Annotated in this window: 15 protein-coding genes and 2 pseudogenes; 8 read left to right on the top strand and 9 right to left on the bottom strand. The window is 58.4% G+C overall.

Features of this window, described 5'->3' with window-relative positions; all coding sequences use genetic code 11:
* The 5 genes and pseudogenes from EOA49_RS06365 to EOA49_RS06345 form a co-directional block, all read left to right on the top strand.
* Window positions 1-161: pseudogene (locus tag EOA49_RS06365) on the top strand (beta-ACP synthase); the annotation flags it as partial.
* A gap of 768 nt (window positions 162-929) precedes the next feature.
* A pseudogene (gene nifA / locus EOA49_RS06360) lies at window positions 930-1,973 on the top strand (nif-specific transcriptional activator NifA); the annotation flags it as partial.
* A 398-nt stretch (window positions 1,974-2,371) separates the two neighbouring features.
* Window positions 2,372-5,485 (top strand): autotransporter serine protease, encoded by a 3,114-nt coding sequence (locus EOA49_RS06355; RefSeq protein ID WP_091599561.1) that lies wholly within the window; start codon window positions 2,372-2,374, stop codon window positions 5,483-5,485.
* A 25-nt stretch (window positions 5,486-5,510) separates the two neighbouring features.
* Window positions 5,511-5,711 (top strand): hypothetical protein, encoded by a 201-nt coding sequence (locus tag EOA49_RS06350; protein WP_126057638.1) that lies wholly within the window; start codon window positions 5,511-5,513, stop codon window positions 5,709-5,711.
* Window positions 5,708-5,923 (top strand): hypothetical protein, encoded by a 216-nt coding sequence (locus EOA49_RS06345; protein ID WP_126057639.1) that lies wholly within the window; start codon window positions 5,708-5,710, stop codon window positions 5,921-5,923. The genes EOA49_RS06350 and EOA49_RS06345 overlap by 4 nt, the downstream gene beginning before the upstream one ends.
* A gap of 210 nt (window positions 5,924-6,133) precedes the next feature.
* Here EOA49_RS06345 and EOA49_RS06340 read toward each other — a convergent pair whose 3' ends face one another.
* From EOA49_RS06340 to EOA49_RS06330, 3 genes are all read right to left on the bottom strand, one after another.
* Window positions 6,134-6,847, bottom strand: coding sequence for a hypothetical protein (locus tag EOA49_RS06340; RefSeq protein WP_091599555.1), 714 nt, complete (start codon window positions 6,845-6,847; stop codon window positions 6,134-6,136).
* A 1-nt stretch (window position 6,848) separates the two neighbouring features.
* Complete coding sequence (locus tag EOA49_RS06335; RefSeq protein WP_126057640.1) at window positions 6,849-7,358, bottom strand: DarT ssDNA thymidine ADP-ribosyltransferase family protein; 510 nt, start codon at window positions 7,356-7,358, stop codon at window positions 6,849-6,851.
* Between the two features lie 155 nt (window positions 7,359-7,513).
* The gene (locus tag EOA49_RS06330; RefSeq protein ID WP_126057641.1) at window positions 7,514-8,617 is read right to left on the bottom strand and encodes an ISNCY family transposase; all 1,104 of its coding nucleotides are present in this window, start codon (window positions 8,615-8,617) and stop codon (window positions 7,514-7,516) included.
* 268 nt (window positions 8,618-8,885) lie between these two features.
* Here EOA49_RS06330 and EOA49_RS06325 point away from each other — a divergent pair, with 268 nt between their 5' ends.
* A complete protein-coding gene (locus tag EOA49_RS06325; protein ID WP_236473430.1) occupies window positions 8,886-9,386 on the top strand; it encodes an invasion associated locus B family protein in 501 nt (166 codons plus the stop codon).
* A gap of 72 nt (window positions 9,387-9,458) precedes the next feature.
* On the opposite strand, the gene EOA49_RS06320 is transcribed toward EOA49_RS06325, so the two are convergent.
* On the bottom strand, window positions 9,459-9,737 hold the full coding sequence (locus EOA49_RS06320; protein ID WP_091599544.1) for a peptidase dimerization domain-containing protein: 279 nt from the start codon (window positions 9,735-9,737) through the stop codon (window positions 9,459-9,461).
* A 673-nt stretch (window positions 9,738-10,410) separates the two neighbouring features.
* Between EOA49_RS06320 and EOA49_RS06310 the strand changes: the two genes are divergently transcribed.
* Both EOA49_RS06310 and EOA49_RS06305 read left to right on the top strand, forming a co-directional pair.
* Entirely contained in the window at window positions 10,411-10,638 is a 228-nt protein-coding gene (locus EOA49_RS06310; protein WP_126057642.1) for a hypothetical protein, read from the top strand.
* A 366-nt stretch (window positions 10,639-11,004) separates the two neighbouring features.
* Window positions 11,005-11,571: a sugar O-acetyltransferase gene (locus tag EOA49_RS06305; RefSeq protein WP_091599538.1), complete on the top strand. Its 567-nt coding sequence runs from the start codon at window positions 11,005-11,007 to the stop codon at window positions 11,569-11,571.
* A 307-nt stretch (window positions 11,572-11,878) separates the two neighbouring features.
* Here the strand turns inward: EOA49_RS06305 and EOA49_RS06300 are convergent, their stop codons facing one another.
* From EOA49_RS06300 to nifB, 5 genes are all read right to left on the bottom strand, one after another.
* Window positions 11,879-12,772 (bottom strand): SIR2 family protein, encoded by an 894-nt coding sequence (locus EOA49_RS06300; RefSeq protein WP_091599535.1) that lies wholly within the window; start codon window positions 12,770-12,772, stop codon window positions 11,879-11,881.
* A 34-nt stretch (window positions 12,773-12,806) separates the two neighbouring features.
* Complete coding sequence (nifT, locus tag EOA49_RS06295; protein ID WP_024505230.1) at window positions 12,807-13,019, bottom strand: putative nitrogen fixation protein NifT; 213 nt, start codon at window positions 13,017-13,019, stop codon at window positions 12,807-12,809.
* Entirely contained in the window at window positions 13,016-13,336 is a 321-nt protein-coding gene (locus EOA49_RS06290; RefSeq protein ID WP_029356589.1) for a nitrogen fixation protein NifZ, read from the bottom strand. Before EOA49_RS06290 ends, nifT begins: the two co-directional genes overlap by 4 nt.
* A gap of 85 nt (window positions 13,337-13,421) precedes the next feature.
* The gene (locus tag EOA49_RS06285; RefSeq protein WP_091599532.1) at window positions 13,422-13,616 is read right to left on the bottom strand and encodes a 4Fe-4S dicluster domain-containing protein; all 195 of its coding nucleotides are present in this window, start codon (window positions 13,614-13,616) and stop codon (window positions 13,422-13,424) included.
* 29 nt (window positions 13,617-13,645) lie between these two features.
* Window positions 13,646-15,127: a nitrogenase cofactor biosynthesis protein NifB gene (gene nifB / locus EOA49_RS06280; RefSeq protein ID WP_091599529.1), complete on the bottom strand. Its 1,482-nt coding sequence runs from the start codon at window positions 15,125-15,127 to the stop codon at window positions 13,646-13,648.
* Between the last annotated feature and the right edge of the window lie 202 nt (window positions 15,128-15,329).

The following is a 15,329-nucleotide window of genomic DNA, read 5'->3' as shown; positions in this document are numbered from 1 at the left end:
AGGACGTCGTGCCGCCGACCGCCAACTATCGCGAGCCAGATCCCGCTTGCGACCTCGACATCACGCCCAATGTGCCGCGCGAGCGCAAGGTGCGCGTCGCCATGAGCAACGCCTTCGCCATGGGCGGTACGAACGCAGTTCTGGCATTCAGGCAGGTGTAGAAGCCATGCAAGACGCATCATTTGAGGTCACCTGTCGTATCTAGCTGCTGAGGGGCGGGGCATTGTGAAACAGGGGGAGCTGTGTGGCCCCTCTTTCTCGGCTCGACGATGTGGAAGGAGCCTGTGCGGCGAAACGGGCCGACGCCCTCAGGCCCAGAACTTGGGCGAAACCAACTCCCACCAAAGCACAGCCGCTTTAGTAGCCGAACAATGAAGCCTCGCTCGACGAGCCGCCGCCTCTACTGTCAGCGGCATCACGCGGTTGAAGCGAACAGCGCAGCGGCTACTGTTTCCCGCACAACTCGGATGGCAATTGGGACAAGTCCGCACATGTCGTCACGTACGCTGAACGCCGCAGGTACAGCCAAATTGGGGGCGGAGCGTTTCTGCCGTTTTGATAGAATTCTATCAAACTGACAATTTTCCTTGCACGAATGCAAGGAGAGCTCGATTGACTCCCCTCCTTTCTTGTCAAGGATGGGTTTGCAGGCTGCGGTGCGGCAGAAGCCGGACAGAACGGCGACCGGTCGAGTAAAGGCCTGCGCAAACAAGCGCGCATATTGCGGGCGCCCGCACGGAGGAGAAGACGCTCGTCCTGGTGAAAGACAACGATGCTCAGGCGCCATTGCCATTTGCCGAGGGCGTCCGCGCGCCGGAAATTTCGAGGCACAAAGGTGAGATCGAGAATGATAATGACGAAAAACAACACAGCTCACCGTCAAGTGCAGTTCCACCGGCGGGTGGCGGAGTGGGATGGGCTGCCAAATGGAGCGTAAAAAGATCAGCAAGGAGATGCTTGGCGATAGTCTGGCGCTGCGCAAGCTGCGTGAGCACCTTGTCAAGGTGGCCAAGGCGAAGACTACGGTCATGTTGCGAGGTGAATCCGGAACCGGCAAGGAGCTGGTTGCCAAAGCCATTCACGAACTCTCGCCTCGCGCCAAGCAGCCCTTCATCAAGGTCAATTGCGCGGCGCTCACCGAGACGCTTCTGGAATCTGACTTGTTCGGTCATGAGAAGGGTTCCTTCACCGACGCGATCAATTTGCGCAAGGGGCGCTTTGAGGCTGCCGACAAAGGCACATTGTTTCTGGACGAGATTGGCGAAATATCGGGCTCGTTCCAGGCTAAGCTGCTGCGTGTCCTGCAGGAGCAGGAGTTTGAGCGTGTCGGCAGCAACCACACCATTAAAGTCGATGTTCGCGTGATTGCCGCAACCAACAGGGACTTGGAAAAGGCAGTTCAACGCAAGGAGTTCCGGCAAGACCTCTATTACCGCATCAGCGTCGTCACTTTACGCGTGCCGGCATTGCGCGAAAGGCGAGGTGATATTCCGCTCTTGGCCGCTCAGTTTCTCAAGAATTTCAATACTGAGAATGATCACACGCTGACCTTCGCTCCCGAAGCGATTGAGGTGCTAATGAATTGCGAATTTCCAGGCAACATCCGAGAGCTCGAAAACTGCGTTCAACGGACGGCAGTTCTGGCGACGGGTCCATCAATCCTCAGAACTGACTTTGCCTGTTGCGTGGGTGAGTGCTTGGCCGCGGCGCTGTGGAAGAACGGACCGCCGACGTCAGAGAACTCGACTACGATCGAGCCTTCCGCCGCCCGTGCCGCCCCGCCCGTCGGCGACGGGCAAGCGCCGATAGGCCCTGCCACGACTCGTGGTAGGGTGCCCGATGCCGATACGGTCATTGCCGCCATGGAAAAGTGTGGCTGGGTGCAGGCAAAGGCGGCGCGCCTGCTCGGTTTGACCCCGCGCCAGATCGGCTACGTGCTGAGAAAACACGGCATCGAGATCAAGCGTCTCTGAAACAACCCGCCGAGCAAGAGCTGGAGCAGGTCAAGCATTGGTGCTCTGGCGCCGAGCCCATCGGCCACCTTACGAACGTGGGTGTGAACAGCGCTGCCAAGATTCCGGCCGTGTGCTTTCTACCACCAGTCGTACTGGGGCTCTGCGGCTGACAAAACTAAGAAGGAGGAATCCTATGGCTAGTAATTTCGCTCTACACCGCAAGGGCAAATCCAATCCGACGTGCCTGAAATCCAGAAATAATCGATGTATCATTGGTGACACGCCAGCATGCGTAGAGGCGACGCGCAGATCTCCGCTGGCGGGACCTGGTCGATACATAAGCTGATCGCTTGCCGCTCGATATCGCGCCAATCTGATCTGAAAGAAATAAGTAGTTTTGGGAATAGGGATTAAGCATGCCAACGCGCTTCAGAACGATCAAATTGTTTTTAGCAACAACGGCGCTCTTCGCACCAAATCTGTCCTTGGCCCAGGAATCAGTCGCGTCGCCTGCGCCGGTGGCAGATGCCGAATATTCCAGAAATTGGGGCCTGAGTATGATCAACGCCCTGCCCGCCTACCTTAAAGGCTATACGGGCAAGGGCGTCGTCGTTGCGATTGTGGATACAGGACTGGATATCAACCATCCCGAATTCGTGGCGCGCATTTCGAAGGCGCTGCACAACTTCGGGACGGATAAACGCTTGGCTGACGTCAGCCATTCTGTCGACAAAGACGGTGTGCCTGACGGACACGGGACCCATGTGGCGGGGATAATCGGCGCCGCGCGCGACGGCACGGGCATGCAGGGCGTGGCCTATGAATCGACAGTATTGCCCCTTCGAGCAGTGGATATCGGCGACCCAGATGATCCCGAGATGGACCCGACCAATGAAGCGATCGAATACGCGATTGGTGCGGGAGCTGGCGTGCTCAATGGGAGCTACGGGCCAGGCCTGTTGCTGGGGCGGTATCTCAAGGACGAGAACGGCCAACTGAAACTCGATGGCAAGGGATATGCCATCGATAATAAAAACTATGAGATTCTCGACTATCAGGCCATCTATGATGATCCGAGCAATCTCGTCGATACCTACAATACGTTGAAGAAGGCGGCTAAGGCGGACATCGTGCTCGTCTTCGCCGCCGGTAATGATGCCAGTACCGACGACCAACCCGGCGCTGCTTCGGCGATTCCCAGCGGCATCGGCACGTTGCCGTTAATAACGCCAGAAAATACCAAAGATGGAAATCTTTATAAGTTCATCGACACAAACGATCAAACAAACAAAGGTTTCGATTTCAATAACCCAAATACATACAAGATAGTGAGCGGGTCTGATGTCTCGAAGCTCGACTTCTCGGATCTGGCAGGCTCGCTGATAACAGTCGTTGCTGTCGGCAAGGATGGCAAGATTGCCAGCTATAGCAATAGATGCGGAGCCACAGCAGAGTGGTGCCTCGCGGCTCCGGGTGGCGATATTAATGCCGATCCCGATAATCCGATTGATGAGAACGGCATTTATTCTACCTGGCCACAAGGGGATCGGGCGAACAAGAACAACCCGTATAAGTACGAGGAAGGTACTTCCATGGCAACGCCGCATGTTGCTGGCGCGGCGGCAGTGATCCGGTCGGCATTCCCTTACATGAACGCCCGCCAGACCATTGAAACCCTCCTGACAACGACGACCACCAAAGGGTTCGAGGATGAACAAGTCTTCGGCCAGGGTCTGCTCAATCTCGGCGTTGCGATCGAGGGTCCGGGCGAGTTCCGCTACGCCGGCGTCTTCGACGTCGACACCAAAGGCTACTCCTCGATCTGGTCGAATTCAATCTCGGGCGCCGGAGACCTGACGAAGCGCGGCGAAGGAGCGCTGATCCTGTCCGGCGAAAACAGCTACAGCGGGCCGACCAAGGTGCTTGGAGGCATACTCGCCGTCGATGGCCGCATTGTTTCGAAGGTAGGCGTCTCGGCTACTGGTACCCTTACGGGTATCGGTGCAGTCGGCTCTCTTACGGTTGGCGCAGGCGGCACCGTCGCTCCTGGCAGCGTGCTCGATCCAAGCAAGGGGGTTGCAGTGCTCACCGTCAACGGTGACTTCGTGCAGCAGGCCGGGTCGACCTATTTGGCGGGTATCGCACCGAGCAAGGCTTCAGATCTCATCGACGTTGCCGGCAGTGCCGCCATCAACAAGGGAGCGAGCGTCAACCTGGTGCGTGAAGGTGCCGGGCATTTCTCAGTCGATACCCGCTACACGCTTCTGACCGCCGCTGGCGGCGTGATCGGGACCTACGGCGGGCTGACAGGAGGCCTCTTTACAGACTCGCCCTTCGTCGATTTCGAACTCGCTTATGACCCGACCAACGTCTATCTCGACGTCGATCGCAATTCTGTCACCTTTGCCGATGTCGGCAATACCTTCAATCAGCGATCCGTGGGCGCGGCTGCGGAAGCCCTTGGTTCCGGCAACACGATCCACGACAACATCCTCTTCCTGACGGGACAGGGATCCCGCAACGCATTCGATCAGCTTTCGGGCGAGATCCATGCTTCCGTTCACAGCGCCTTTGTCGAAGACAGCCATTTCGTCCGTGACGCCGCCGGCGATCGCATTCGCGCAGCGTTCGCAGGCGTGGGCGCATCAACCGTGCCGGTCATGGCATATGGACCGGAAGGCCCGGAACTGGCTCCCGCGACCAGCGAAAACTTCGCCGTCTGGGGCAGCGGTTTCGGCGCCTGGGGACATTTGGACGGAGACGGCAACGCTGCTCGCCTCGACCGCTCGACGGGAGGCTTTATTGCAGGCGGCGATGCGGCCATCGGCGAAAGCTGGCGGCTCGGGCTTCTTGCCGGTTATAGCCATACGTCCATCCATGTGGATGATCGCGCCTCCTCCGGCTCAGGCAACAATTATCACCTCGGGATCTACGCTGGCACGCAGCGTGGCCCTCACAGCTTCCGTTCCGGCCTTGCCTATACGTGGAACCGCATCGAGACCGGCAGGTCGGTGGCGTTTCCGGGCTTCTCCGACAGCCTTTCGGCCGATTACCATGCCGGCACGTTCCAGGCTTTCGGCGAACTCGGCTCTCGACTGGATACAGCTTCCGTATCTTTCGAGCCCTATGCGAACCTAGCCTATGTGAACTTCAACGCGGATGGCTTCACAGAGCATGGCGGTGCCGCTGCGCTTTCCGGAAAAGACCGGTCGAGCGACACGACATTCACCACGATAGGGCTGCGCGCCTCGACCGCTTTCCCGCTTGGTTCCGTCAATACAACCGCCCGTGGCGGTATCGGCTGGCGTCATGCGTTCGGCGATGTGGTGCCTGAAACGGCGCTTGCCTTCACAGGCGGCTCATCCTTCGCCGTGGAGGGAACGCCAATCGCAAAGAACGCTGCCGTCTTCGAAGCTGGTATCGATGTCAACCTTACCGACAAGGCAACCATCGGGCTTACCTATAAAGGTCAGCTTGCCTCGGACGCGCAGGAGCATGGCTTCAACGCCAAACTCAGTGTTCGGTTTTAATCGCCGCAAGGGAGGGCGATATGTCATGCCCGATTCCAGCAGCGAACTGACAGCCATCTCTATTGAAAGATCTTATCGCCTTGCAATGGCCGACCATCCTTCGGCCATTGCTGCTTTTGCTTTCCGGAAGGAGTGTTTCGTGAACAAAGTAATTCTAATTGCGATTTGGCAGGGTGCCTTTCTTTCGCTGCCGGGTGCAGTACGTCCGACGGCGGCAACTGGGTGAAGGACGAGACGCCGCGCAGTGCTGCCCAGCAGGACTACACTGAATGCAAGTATCAGTCGGAAATGGCGACGGCGACGATCGGAACGAATAGCCGCCCGAAAACGATGACAGATGCAATCGGGGACGGTGTCGGGGATCGTATCGTCAAGGGTATGGAACAAGGCAATCTCGTCAAGGATTGCATGAGAGCCCGCGGCTACACTCAATCCTGACAGGCAACTCATGGGCTTCCGCCGCTATCGAAGGGATTGTAAAGGACGCGTCGATCTTCGAGAAACGAGGAAGCGGCGTACGATTTCTGTCTCTGAGGGGCTGGGGTCCGACCATGACACGCCGAAGACAGGTGTACTGATACCGGTTACCCGGCGTGCGGTCTCGGCAGTGACCTTGCTGCTCTAGCGAATAAATTGCGCTACTGCCTGCTAGCCGACCCTAAGTCTGGCCTGCTTCAAATGAGGTTGATGCTCGGTCGGCCGAAGCGAATGAGCAGCCATCGCGGCAATGAAAACCTCGGGCGTTTTTAGGTAGCGCTCCAGCTTGTTCTCCCTCATGAGCACTACGAACAGAGCGCACGTTTTCGCCTGACAATTGACCGACTTGGTAGGGTTGAACTCTATGTCAGTGAAACCGGCATACCGCATTTCGCCGTCCACTCGATTTTTGAGCCATACACGGTGAGGAAAGATGGCATTGAGATAAAGCCAATCGTAGAACACGGTCGTGGGTTCTAGCGGGAACTCGAAGCCGTCGAATTTGAAGCCCACCAGTGCGCCGGATTCGCGGAGTCGTGGCTCGCGCTTCGCATCGCGCGGTTCAACCTCGTACAGATCGGTGTACGGCCCGCCACGCTCGAATACCTTACTTCCCTGAAAGGCGTTCTCCAGCGGTATCTCGCCGATGCTGGTCCTCACGCGCAGGTGAAACGCGCTAAGATGCTGGCCGGCGACTTCATCAGACTTGCTAGACACTTCTAGCAGCGGCGCATATCCGGCTTTCTTGGCGGCCTCATGCAGCGACCGTATATTCTTCTTCTTCTGAACCTCAGCGAAGCCACCGGCCCACGGAATTTCGAAATCCAATCGCCTGACGTAACCTTCGTCCTCGGTTGCAGGGATAAAGACTGGTCTCTCAGCCATTCTAAATGTTCCTTATTAAGCCCAGCAGAATGACATGGGGAACCAACACCTCGTATTTCTCCGCCTGAGTGAGACGCGCCTTAATCGCCGAATCCTTCCAGTCCGTTCGGGTGTAAAGTATCTCAAAATCGATTAGCGGTTCAGCCTCTCCGATAGGAATCGATTCGACGCCAGCTTTGTTCGCGACATCGTTGGTAAAACGAACACCCGTGAACTGCATTACCGAGGGGTGTATTTGCAGAAAGATCGTGTCCGTAATCCTCCCATCCTGCCGGGCAACGTACTCCATCGGATGGGTGCTACGAAAGCAAAGGTGGACGTAGTTGCCCATTCCCTTCAACGCGTCGGCGTCACGACTCCATTCATTGCCGCCCGGTGCCGGAACCTTGACCTTCTTCTGGTCAAGCTGCGCGAGTGGATAGAGTCCTCCCATTTCTTTAATCACCGGCAGGTTCCTCCGGTCGGTGAAGTGATAGAGCAGCGGCACCTTATCAAGAGTATCAATTGCCATGTTCCCCTCCGTCGCAGGCCGGTAGCAGCCTTGCCCCACACGGGTGGAATCTTACGGCAGTCATCGTCCGAACGCCATGATCCGAGGCGAGGTGTTCAGATTGGCGACGTTTCTCAATTGTTCTATACGATTAAAATAGAATTCTACATCGCCAACTATGGTTCGAAATCGTCGTGCACGGCAGCTCCACAACGATCATCATCCCGGATCGGACTGTGCGGGAGCTGCAATCGCAGCCGCGCGAAGGCGACCGTGTTGTCACGAGCAACGACGCGCTCCTCCTCGATGCACAGGATCTGGGCCAATTGCTGCGGGTCGGCGGCGACAAAGGCACTGTCTTCAACCGCGGCAGGCCTGGCGAAGCGGGCATTGTGAGCCGGCAGATAGGTCTGTGCGACGAAGCGGTTGGCGGCCTCGATATCAGCCATGCCGGCCAGTGCCAGTTCCCTCGGCAGTCGGTCCTGCAAGGTTGAGAACATCCGCTCGGAGCGGCCCCTGGCTCCAGGCGAATAGGCTGGAATATGTTCGATGCCGAGCCGCTCGAGCGCCCGACCGACCTGGGTCATGCGAATCTTGTCGACAGCCCCGCCCGCCTTGAGCGTCACGAAATAGTGTCTGCCACGATCGCTGTAGAGGCTTGACGGCAATCCCTTGGCGACAAAGGTCTCCAGAAGTCCCTGGAAGCTCGACGCCGTGCCTTCCTCCTCGATCAGAAAGGCCGAATAGATCGTGCTCGTCGCATCGTCCATAGTCACGATCAGATCCAGCATCGGCCCACTCGCCAGCCACTGATGACGGCTGCCGTCCTGGTGTAGCATCATCCCTTCGCACGGCTTCCTTTCCCGCTTGCGCCGGTGAGCACCGCGCCGCTTGGCCCGTTCCACCAGGCCCGCCGCGTGAAGCTGCGTCTTGATGAAGGTGTAGCCCCAGCTGAAATCGTGATCGCGCAGCAGGTGCTCGTGGAAATGCTTCACGTTCCAGCCAAGGTAGCGATGGCGATAAAGCTCCAGCATCTCCTCGATCGCCTCCACTGGCACCCGGCGCGTCGAAAGCTTGCCCAAACGCCGGTCCAGCAACCCAGCCTCCCCGGCCTCTTCGTAACGGTCGCGATAACGCCGAAATTGCCGCTCCGACATGCCCAGCAACTCGCCTGCCTCCATCATCGAGAGATCGCCGCCAGTCCAACGGCTCAATACGTCCCGAAACTTCTGTATTCTCCGTCCTGGAGCCACGCTGCCCGCTTCATCCCCAGCTTCCATTCGCTGGCGATGAAACCGGACAACTCCTGTGCTACCTAATCCGGACAAATCATGTGCTTACGACACGCCGGAGCGGAACGCTTGCCTGCGGCATCGCGGTCGGGTAATTGTTGCAGATACGTCGGCCCGAAGATCGGCATCGATTTTCGGGCCGACGCGTCGTTTCAATCGGATAGAGCGCCATTCTCGCCTCGAAGGCACGCGCGGCGCTCCACGACAAGGGGGCAACGGAGCTTTGCTGATGTCGGATTCGTCCAGGATTTGTGCGGTGGCCGCGGCCACCCTCATGGCGCTTTCCGCGTCGTTGGCAGCTCAGGAAGCCGGGCTGCCGGGCGGTGCTTCCTCGCTGAAGGAGACCTATGAGGACTGGGATCTCTCCTGCCAGGCCACGCCGACGCTGGTATGCGCGGCTACCTATCAGCAGTCGCAGCAGAACGGACGGCGCCTGCTTGCGGTCGAATTGGGCAAGGGGCAGGAGGACGGCATTGCGGGCAATCTCGTCCTGCCCTTCGGCCTGCAACTCGCCGTCGGCGCGACGCTTCAGGTCGACGATGGGCAAGCGGGCAAGCCGCTGCCCTTCTCGACCTGCCTGCCCGCCGGCTGCTTCGTGCCCCTCAGCTTCGACGCGAAAGCAGCCGCGTCGCTGCGCACGGGCACAACGCTCAAGGTCACGGTTAAGAGTCTCGACCAGAAGGATGTGCCCTTGTCGGTTTCATTGAAGGGTTTGACGGCGGCGCTGGACAGGTTGAAGGTGCTGCTCGGGGCTTAGATTGGGGGCTGGCTGGCTGATGATCTCGGTTGTCACTTTCCTTTGTTCCACTACGGCTTTTCGACATTTTGGTCAGATAATCCCCACGCGCGAGAAGCGCGCGGTCTCGGCCTGAGTGATCTCGGGCGGGCGAGTGGCGCCCGACGCTTCCGACTCCGCGGCAGCGATCCGCTCGATCGCCTTCTTCACCTTTGCACGAACATTCTCGTCGAACGTCCGTACACTGACCTTGAGGAGGGTCTCATCCGGGATTACGTCGTACTTTGTCCCCGCATTGATCGCGCCCACCTTTACAATCATCGCGGCTGTCCTGAGGGAGAGAAGAGTAATGATGCGCAGAACGTTTCTCATGGCGGGCGTGTCCCTGTCTGCCGTAGCGGTCGGCAAGTCCTTAGCCGCGTCGGTATTCCTCGACTACACACAGGAGCAACTGGATACGGCGTATGACCAGTCATTCTGGGCGCCGCGGATGGCGGAACTGGAGGAAGGCGATGGCATCGCCAGCGCCGAGGTCCGGCGCGCGATGCCGCCGCGTCCGGCAAAATACGGTCCAGATGCCAGAGATCTCATCGATGTGTTCGCGCCTGGGATGCCAAGGCCGCCCCGGTCCTGGTCTTCATCCATGGCGGTGCCTGGACCCGAAACACTCGCGAGGATGCATCCTATCCGGCCCCGACCTTCGTTTCGCGCGGGGCGGCCTATGCCGCGCCTGACTTCGGCAGTGTGAAAACGCTGACGCTGCGACAGATGGTCGAGAATTGCAGGCGGGCGGTGGAGTGGACGATGAAGAATGCCGCCAGTTTCGGCGGCGACCCGAACCGGGTGTATGTGGCGGGTCATTCTTCCGGCGCGCATCTGGCGGCCTGCGTCCTCATCACCGACTGGACGGAGCGCAGCCTACCGGCGGATGCCCTCAAGGGCGGCTTGCTGATGAGCGGCATGTATGATCTCTATCCGGTGATGCTTTCCTCGCGCAGCAGCTACCTGCATCTGACGGAGGGGGGAAGAGGCGGAATTCAGCCCGATGCGCCATCTCGACCGGATCACCTGCCCGATTGCCGTCGTGTCAGCCGACCAGGACAGTCCGGAGTTCAAGCGCCAGTCCGATGTGTTCGGTGAAGCGCTGCGCGGCATGGGGAGATTGGCCAGTCGAACGATAGCCTTCAACGCCAACCACTTCCAGGAACCCGAGCATCTGAAAGACCCCGACACTGAAGTCAGCCAGGCGGCGTTCAAGCTGATGGGGATCTGACACGGATGTGTTGCAAACTCTTCAGCTAATGGGATTGTTAGTTTCGTACAAAACGATGCACTTTCTCAATCTTAGAGGGTGTTTGGGAATTAAGTATTTCGGCGTTCGAGCGCGTTGCGCCGCGCTCATGGCACCCGTTGAGATGGGCATGAAAGTGAGTTCGACCGCTGGACAGTTGCCGACTTCGTCAGGTATTGGCCCTGCGACCGGTTGATCTGCGATATTTCCAAAATTCGCAGAAGTTGGTCGAGACGAAACTGTCGCCCCGGCTTGACCACGCGCCCGGCAGACCGAGTTACAAAGTTGCCGAGGCAGTTTGATGTGCGTTCCTGCATCACTGCACGGGACACGACCTGACGGGAGACTATGATGCGTAGCCAGAAAGAAAAGATGCTCGCAGGCGAGTTTTACAATGCGGCGGATCCGGAGATCCAAGCTGACCTGTTGGCCACCGGGGCTTGGCTCAAGCGGTACAATGATACGCTGGGGCAGACCACGGAGCATTGGCATGAGCTTTTGTCCGAGCGGCTGGGAGAGGTTGGGCGCGGAACGGTCATCCGTCCGCCCTTTTTTTGCGACTACGGATTCAATATCCGCATTGGCGCCAATGCCTACATCAACTTCAACTGCGTTATTCTTGACGTGGTAGAGGTCAAAATCGGGCAAGGAACGGCAATTGGGCCTGCCGTGCAGATTTATACCGCCGATCATCCACATGATGCCGAGCAGCGACAGGCCGGCCTGCAGGTCGGGCGTCCTGTTCGCATTGGCAGCCGTGTCTGGATCGGCGGTGGAGCAATCATTCTGCCTGGCGTCACGATTGGCGATAATGCGGTCGTAGGCGCTGGCAGCGTGGTCACACGCGATGTTCCCGCCGGGGCAAAGGTAGTGGGAATTCCTGCTCGCGTCGCCAACCCACATAAACAGGCATAATCAACCTCCTTGACCCTGGAGGTGCATGCGAACTGTCGAAACTGTGCCAAATTTCTGCCGAAGCCATTGAGCGCTGCATATCTTGTCGCGGTTCGGCTCGGGCGCTTCAGTTCTTTTGCCACGGGTGTCACAAAATCATGTGCGTAATGCCGCCGCAACGTGCTCACGTCCCGCAGCAGCGGGCCCTTTCACATGGCCCAACGAATTCAGAGCCTCCGTTGTGCTGCCAGTAGCATTACTGCTCAGATGTATTCCCAACTGAGTTTTCGCCCTTGGAGGCAAGCGACTCACCAGCAATCGCCGGCCATTAATCCTGGCTAGCATCGACCCCGACGAGGCGAGCCGCGGCGTTGCCGATCGGCATGTCGATGACCGTGATTGCGCCTTCGGCAAGGAAACGACGTTCGTTTCTGGTCAGCGTAGCCGAATCGATCACCGCAAAATGTGGGCCAGTGGAGCGCTTCATCATCTGTCTGGCATATGTGCGCAGCATCTGATCGTTGAAGCGACAGCCAACGAAGAAAAAGCCCCGGTTGACGCGCCGTTGCTTCACCACGTCCGGGATCGGCGTCTGGATATCAATTTCGGTTAGGACTTCGACGTAATCGGAATCAGCCACGAGGAAGTTTGCGGCCGGCCTGACGCTGCCGTGCGGCGCATAGAGCACCGTCCTTGCCACTTGTTCGGCGTCGAGTTCTGTTCCTGACAAATCGTAAGTTCTCGTCCAGATGTTACCAATTCCGGTCGCTCGCGTGGTTCCTTGTATCTCGACAACGTCTGTTTGGCCGGCCTCTGCAAGGGCTGCCCGCATGGCGCCATCGTACCAGCTGTCGATGATGACAGACAGTTGAAGGGTTGCGAGCCAGGCGTGAAGAACGGTCGGCTCGGCGGGGGCTGCGAATATCTCCGCCATCCACGCTTGAAGAGTCCGACGATGTCGGCGCTGCTCGATAAACTGCGCGACCGACCACATATTGGTGCGAATCCTGGAAGGGGCAGGCGCCCGCTTGTTGAGCGCCGCGGCGACATCTTCAGGGGTGCAAGGTGCAGGTGATTCCGGCGTGTTAAGCTGCAGAAGACCAGGACCGAGATAGGGGATCACTCGATCGGCCTTGAGAGCGCCCTTCAGCAGGTCAATCAGCTTTTTGGCAAAACTGCCCCGGACGACGACGAGATGGTCCCAGCTCAGCATCGTGTTCATACGCGTTTCCTCTCCGCCACTGAACCCACCGGCATCAGGCCCCGTCGGAAATCTTCATCGCCTCGACGGTGATCGGCAAACGCGTATCGCGCGGAAGGTCGGGCAGCATGAGCCGCCAACCGTTCCTGAGCGTCACGGTCCCGCCCCATAAGTCTGCGTTCTCAATCTCGGTGATCGGCTCTTCGAGATCCTTCTTGGGGACATAAGCCGACAAGCCAGTAGCGGTCCTGCGAATCATTACTTTCATCCGGCTGTTCCTCCGTTGGAAATGCCTTCAGCTCCGCAGGGAACCTCGACTTTGTCGAGGCTAATGAGTTCGCGCGCTCGCATGCCGACGACCGTGCCACGATCGATCCATTCGACCGCATAGATGAAGAATTGCTGGAGAAAGGTTCCAATGTCGCGCACGTAGCCTTCGTCGCCCTTCCGCACGAGGTTTTCGCCGATCTCCTTGCCGGGATAGGTGCCGTCGTTTTTTATGTGGCGTGTTGCACGGACCCGCTCACCCTGCATGAACCGTGGCGGTCTGCCGATTTCGACCTCCTGTTCGCGTCTGGACCACATGCTGTCCATTCCTTTCTCGAGGCTTTTGGTGTGGTCGCGGGTTGCAGGCGTCCTCGCGCGGCGAACCCGACCGTTTCGGTAGGAATCAAGCGGGAACGCAGGTTTTCGGTACCGGACAGACCGACACGCATTGCTGCTTATCGAAGGCCTCCTTGCATTCGGTGCACTTGATTGGATCGATCACATAGGCGTCGCCCTTGAACTTGATCGCTTCCGAGGGACATTCGAACTCGCAGGCCCCGCATTGGGTACATTGGGATGCGATGATCTTGAAAGCCATTCTAACTCCTGGTTATCGGACGAGACCGCTCAGGCCGTCGCCGCTAGTGGTCTGATCCCAAACTCTGCCGCGTAAAGTGCGCTGACTGCGGTCTCGATGTAGTCATGGCCATAGGCGTCGGTTACGCGCAGTCCAGCTCGCGAGAGTTGTTCCTTCGGGCGATTTCCGATCTTGGCGCATAGCACTATGTGTATGCCTTCCAGCGCAGCGAAGACGCCCTCGAGGGTGGCGTCTTCGCCCCCGCCTCCGAGGCAATACCGCTCGACCTTCCGATGCCCGACCAAGCTGATCCCTCTAGGCGAGACTTCATAAACCTGGAATTCCTTCGCGTGGCCGAAGTGTTCGTTGACGCGTCCACCTCCCTTTGTGGCCACCGCAACCAGAAGCGACTTTTCGGAGTCTGTTGCCTTGACCATACCGATGGCCTCGCTCCTCGCCGCCTCATGATCACGGCGCTCGTGTGCGACCACCTGCCGATAGGCCTGACGCTTGCCAGCATCGTAGGTGACATCGTCGGGAATCCCATCCAGCGTGAATTCCTGGCCACGATCTTCACCGAGCAGGCCGACAGCATCTGCCCGGCACTGCCGGCAGTGGCGCATCAACTTGGCGCCACCTTCAAGTCGATCCTGAAGAGCCATCATCTCCATTGCCGTTGGGCCGCGCTGCCCGATGAGTCCGTAGTGGGTGCCGTGCGCCGGGTCCGAAATCAGAGGCATCACGTTGTGCAGGAACGCGCCCCGCTCCTTGACCATTTTGTTCACCTCAAACAGGTGCTGGTCGTTCACTCCAGGAATCATCACCGAGTTGATTTTGGTGAGGATGCCGCGCGCGCTCAGCATCTCCAGGCCCAGCATCTGCCGCGCGTGCAAGATTCGAGCGGCTTCGATGCCGAAGTAGCGGCGATTTTCATAAAAAATCCAAGGATAGATCTTTGCGCCGACTTCCGGGTCGACCATGTTGATGGTGATCGTCACGTGATCAACATTCATTTCGGCAAGCTCAGCTACATGGTCCGGCAGCACGAGCCCGTTGGTGGAGACGCACAGCTTTATGTCGGGGATTTCCCTGATGACGCGGTCGAACGTTGCCTTCGTTTTCTCCCAGTCGTAACAGGCATCCCCCGGCCCAGCGATGCCAAGAACCGAAAGCTGCGGAACTTCGTTGGCAACCGCGATGACCTTGCGTAGCGCTTGGTCGGGCGTCAGCTTCTCAGACACAACACCAGGCCGGCTCTCGTTGGCGCAATCGTATTTGCGATTGCAGTAGTTGCACTGGACATTGCAAGCCGGCGCGACCGCCACATGCATACGCGCGAAATAGTGATGCGCTTCCTCCGAAAAGCAGGGGTGATCCTTTATCTTGTCCCAAATAGCCGGATCCACATCGCCCGGGCTGGTCGGCGACGAACCGTAGGAGGACGGTGCGCAGCCACCGGATTTCGCGGCTGCCAGAAAACCCTCGGATGTCGTGCTGGTCGGCCCCTCAATCGAAACTGTCGGTGAGGACATCAAACGGCTCCGTTGCTGGTAACGTCGCGGTTCAAGGTGCAAGAGCCATACCAACTTAAAAAAGCGGCTTCAGTTCACTATTTGGGTCGATGTCGGATTGTGTGAGGCCGGCGCGACACAATTTTGTCCTGCTTGCGACAGTGCAAGTCCAAATCCGTTCAGAAGCACAAAGCACTCCTTGTCGCGCAGAGGGCGCGCAAGA

It is taken from the genome of Mesorhizobium sp. M1A.F.Ca.IN.020.04.1.1 (genome assembly GCF_003997315.1).
Taxonomy (GTDB): Bacteria; Pseudomonadota; Alphaproteobacteria; order Rhizobiales; family Rhizobiaceae; genus Mesorhizobium.
The sequence above is the reverse complement of the archived record's forward strand: the minus strand, read 5'-3'. Positions and strand labels throughout refer to the sequence as shown.

Excerpts from the sequence above, each read along its gene's own strand:
- EOA49_RS06285 (WP_091599532.1), bottom strand. The coding sequence starts at position 13,616 with ATGGCTTTCAAGATCATCGCATCCCAATGTACCCAATGCGGGGCCTGC.
- EOA49_RS06350 (WP_126057638.1), top strand. The coding sequence starts at position 5,511 with ATGCCCGATTCCAGCAGCGAACTGACAGCCATCTCTATTGAAAGATCT.
- EOA49_RS06290 (WP_029356589.1), bottom strand. The coding sequence starts at position 13,336 with ATGTGGTCCAGACGCGAACAGGAGGTCGAAATCGGCAGACCGCCACGG.
- EOA49_RS06320 (WP_091599544.1), bottom strand. The coding sequence starts at position 9,737 with ATGAGAAACGTTCTGCGCATCATTACTCTTCTCTCCCTCAGGACAGCC.
- EOA49_RS06305 (WP_091599538.1), top strand. The coding sequence starts at position 11,005 with ATGATGCGTAGCCAGAAAGAAAAGATGCTCGCAGGCGAGTTTTACAAT.
- EOA49_RS06340 (WP_091599555.1), bottom strand. The coding sequence starts at position 6,847 with ATGGCTGAGAGACCAGTCTTTATCCCTGCAACCGAGGACGAAGGTTAC.
- EOA49_RS06330 (WP_126057641.1), bottom strand. The coding sequence starts at position 8,617 with ATGGAAGCTGGGGATGAAGCGGGCAGCGTGGCTCCAGGACGGAGAATA.
- EOA49_RS06310 (WP_126057642.1), top strand. The coding sequence starts at position 10,411 with ATGCGCCATCTCGACCGGATCACCTGCCCGATTGCCGTCGTGTCAGCC.
- EOA49_RS06300 (WP_091599535.1), bottom strand. The coding sequence starts at position 12,772 with ATGAACACGATGCTGAGCTGGGACCATCTCGTCGTCGTCCGGGGCAGT.
- nifT (WP_024505230.1), bottom strand. The coding sequence starts at position 13,019 with ATGAAAGTAATGATTCGCAGGACCGCTACTGGCTTGTCGGCTTATGTC.
- EOA49_RS06335 (WP_126057640.1), bottom strand. The coding sequence starts at position 7,358 with ATGGCAATTGATACTCTTGATAAGGTGCCGCTGCTCTATCACTTCACC.
- nifB (WP_091599529.1), bottom strand. The coding sequence starts at position 15,127 with ATGTCCTCACCGACAGTTTCGATTGAGGGGCCGACCAGCACGACATCC.
- EOA49_RS06355 (WP_091599561.1), top strand. The coding sequence starts at position 2,372 with ATGCCAACGCGCTTCAGAACGATCAAATTGTTTTTAGCAACAACGGCG.